Annotated in this window: 3 protein-coding genes; all 3 read left to right on the top strand. The window is 63.4% G+C overall.

The genetic code is table 11. The features are described from left to right. Nucleotides 1-1,369 (top strand): carboxyl transferase domain-containing protein (locus Q8K05_RS16760; protein WP_305247751.1); only part of this gene is annotated, 1,369 nt, incomplete at its 5' end. Beyond that, nucleotides 1,370-2,152 (top strand): enoyl-CoA hydratase/isomerase family protein, encoded by a 783-nt coding sequence (locus Q8K05_RS16755; RefSeq protein ID WP_370868888.1) that lies wholly within the window; start codon nt 1,370-1,372, stop codon nt 2,150-2,152. A gap of 171 nt (nt 2,153-2,323) precedes the next feature. Next, nucleotides 2,324-2,716 (top strand): biotin carboxylase N-terminal domain-containing protein (locus tag Q8K05_RS16750; RefSeq protein WP_305247749.1); only part of this gene is annotated, 393 nt, incomplete at its 3' end.

Below are 2,716 nucleotides of genomic sequence, written 5' to 3'. Positions count from 1 at the left end.
CATGTACCACGGCGATGCGCCCTGCGCCGGCCTGATCGTCGGCATTGGCCGCGTCAGCGGCGTGGACTGCATGATCGTGTGCAACGACGCCACCGTGAAGGGCGGCACCTACTATCCGCTCACCGTCAAGAAGCATTTGCGCGCCCAGGAAATCGCCCAGCAAAACAACCTGACCTGCATCTACCTGGTCGATTCGGGCGGCGCCAACCTGCCGAATCAGGACGACGTGTTCCCGGACCGCGACCACTTTGGCCGCATCTTCTTCAACCAGGCCAACATGAGCGCGCTGGGCATCTCGCAGATCGCCGTGGTGATGGGCAGCTGCACCGCAGGCGGCGCCTACGTGCCGGCCATGAGCGACGAGAGCATCATCGTCAAGAACCAGGGCACGATCTTTTTGGGCGGCCCGCCGCTGGTGAAGGCCGCAACGGGCGAAGTGGTCACCGCCGAAGATCTGGGCGGCGGCGATGTGCACACCCGGCTGTCGGGCGTGGCCGACCACCTGGCGCAGAGCGACCTGCACGCGCTGGCGCTGGCCCGTGCCTCGGTCAAGAATTTGAATAAAAACAAGGAGTTGGCCCAATCGTTGCGGGCATCTGTAGCTCCCAAATTCGTAGCGCAAGAGCTCTACGGGGTGATTCCGGTCGATGTGCGCAAGCCCTTCGATGTACGCGAAATCATCGCCCGCATCGTCGATGGCAGCGAGTTTGACGAGTTCAAGGCGCGCTACGGCACCACGCTGGTCTGCGGCTTTGCCTACATCGAAGGCATGCCGGTCGGCATCATTGCCAACAACGGCATCTTGTTCAGCGAGTCGGCCCTCAAGGCGACGCACTTCATCGAGCTGTGCTGCCAGCGCAAGATTCCGCTGGTGTTCTTGCAGAACATCACCGGCTTCATGGTCGGCCGCAAATACGAAAACGAAGGCATTGCCCGCAACGGCGCCAAGATGGTCACCGCCGTGGCCACCGCAGCCGTGCCGAAGTTCACCATCATCATCGGCGGCAGATTTGGCGCCGGCAACTACGGCATGTGCGGCCGGGCGTTTTCGCCGCGCTTTTTGTGGATGTGGCCGAACGCGCGCATCAGCGTGATGGGCGGCGACCAGGCGGCCGGCGTGCTGGCCACCGTCAAGCGCGACGGCATCGAGGGCAAGGGCGGCGCCTGGAGCGCCGAGGAAGAAGAAGCCTTCAAGGCGCCCATTCGCAGCCAGTACGAGCACCAGGGCCATCCGTATTACGCCACCGCGCGGCTCTGGGACGACGGCGTGATCGATCCGGCCGATACCCGCCGCGTGCTGGCGCTGGGGCTGAGCGCGTCGCAAAACGCGCCCATTCCCGAGACGAAATTCGGCCTGTTCAGGATGTAAATGATGACTGCACTGCAAACCACCCAGCAAGGCGCCGTGCTGACGCTCACGCTCAGCCGCCCCGACATACGCAATGCCTTCAACGACGAGGTGATTGCCGAAATCACCGCCGCCTTTCAGGACGCGGCCAGCCGCGCCGAGGTGCGCGCCGTGGTGCTGGCCGCCGTGGGCCCGGCCTTTTGCGCCGGGGCTGACTTGAACTGGATGCGCCGCATGGCTGACTACACCCGCGCCGAAAACCTGGCCGACGCCGGTGCGCTGGCCGAGATGCTGCGCGTGATGTACGAATGCCCCAAGCCCACCATTGCCCGTATCCAGGGCGATGTGTATGCCGGCGGCATGGGGCTGGTGGCGGCCTGCGACATGGCCGTGAGCGTGGATACGGCGAACTTTTGCCTGAGCGAGGTCAAGCTGGGGCTGATTCCGGCCACCATCAGCCCCTATGTGATTCGCGCCATGGGCGCGCGGGCGGCGCACCGCTACTTTTTGACGGCCGAGCGCTTTGACGCGAAGGAAGCGCACCGCATCGGTTTTGTGCATGAAGTGGTGAACGCCGAAGCCCTTGACGCCAAGGTGGCCGAGATCACCCAGGCGCTGGTGAATGCCAGCCCCAACGCCGTGCGAAGCTGCAAAACGCTGGTGCAGGAGGTGGCTGGCCAGGGCATCGAAGCGCCGCTGATCGCCCGCACCGTGGAAGGCATTGCCGACATTCGCACCAGCAGCGAAGGCCGGGAGGGCGTGCAGTCTTTCCTGCAAAAGCGCAGGCCGTCCTGGCTGGTCTGATCACGGATCGCCCTCCATTACCCTGACGCCACATTTTTCAAAGAACGGCCGACATGTTTAAAAAAATACTGATTGCAAACCGGGGCGACCAGCGGCAAAGCCGCGCAGCAGCGAAGCTAAATTGCATGGCACGCGAAGCGCGTGCAGGCGATTTCACCGCGAAAGTTCACCATGTTTAAAAAGATACTCATTGCCAATCGCGGTGAAATTGCCTGCCGTGTGGCGGCTACCGCAAGGCGCATGGCCATCAAGACCGTGGCGGTGTATTCGGACGCCGATGCCGACGCCAAGCATGTGGGCTTTTGCGATGAAGCCGTTCACATCGGCGGCAGCGCGCCCAAAGACAGCTACCTGCGCTGGGAAAAAATCATTGAAGCCGCCAAGGCGACGGGCGCCGAGGCGTTTCACCCCGGCTACGGTTTTCTGAGCGAGAACGAGGAGTTTGCGCAGGCCTGTGCCAACGCGGGGCTGGCCTTCATCGGCCCGCCGGCGTCTGCCATCAAGGCCATGGGCCTGAAGTCCGAGTCCAAGCAGCTGATGGAAAAGGCCGGCGTTCCGCTGGTG

Source organism: Polaromonas sp. (genome assembly GCF_030682935.1).
GTDB lineage: Bacteria > Pseudomonadota > Gammaproteobacteria > Burkholderiales > Burkholderiaceae_C > Polaromonas.
This window is presented reverse-complemented; position numbering and strand designations above follow the sequence as displayed.

Excerpts from the sequence above, each read along its gene's own strand:
- Q8K05_RS16755 (WP_370868888.1), top strand. The coding sequence starts at position 1,370 with ATGATGACTGCACTGCAAACCACCCAGCAAGGCGCCGTGCTGACGCTC.